This window comes from Marinobacterium nitratireducens, assembly GCF_014645375.1.
GTDB lineage: Bacteria > Pseudomonadota > Gammaproteobacteria > Pseudomonadales > Balneatricaceae > Marinobacterium_A > Marinobacterium_A nitratireducens.
Genome location: NZ_BMLT01000037.1, coordinates 1 through 620 on the forward strand (window position 1 = coordinate 1; position 620 = coordinate 620).

Genomic DNA, 620 nt, shown 5'->3' on the forward strand with positions numbered 1-620 from the left:
CTCACGGGCAATTAGTACTGGTTAGCTCAACGCCTCGCAACGCTTACACACCCAGCCTATCAACGTCCTAGTCTCGAACGGCCCTTTAGGGGACTCAAGGTCCCAGTGAGATCTTATCTTGAAGGGGGCTTCCCGCTTAGATGCTTTCAGCGGTTATCCCGTCCGCACGTAGCTACCCGGCAATGCCACTGGCGTGACAACCGGAACACCAGAGGTGCGTCCACTCCGGTCCTCTCGTACTAGGAGCAGCTCTTCTCAAATCTCAAACGCCCACGGCAGATAGGGACCGAACTGTCTCACGACGTTCTAAACCCAGCTCGCGTACCACTTTAAATGGCGAACAGCCATACCCTTGGGACCGGCTTCAGCCCCAGGATGTGATGAGCCGACATCGAGGTGCCAAACACCGCCGTCGATGTGAACTCTTGGGCGGTATCAGCCTGTTATCCCCGGAGTACCTTTTATCCGTTGAGCGATGGCCCTTCCATACAGAACCACCGGATCACTAGAACCTACTTTCGTACCTGCTCCACGTGTCTGTGTCGCAGTCAAGCACCCTTTTACTCTTGCGCTCATTGCATGATTTCCGACCATGCTGAGGGTACCTTCGTGCTCCTCCG

General features: G+C 55.5%; 1 rRNA gene. It reads right to left on the reverse strand.

The window, feature by feature from the left end:
- Positions 1 to 620 (reverse strand): 23S ribosomal RNA (locus IEX85_RS23885); the annotation flags it as partial.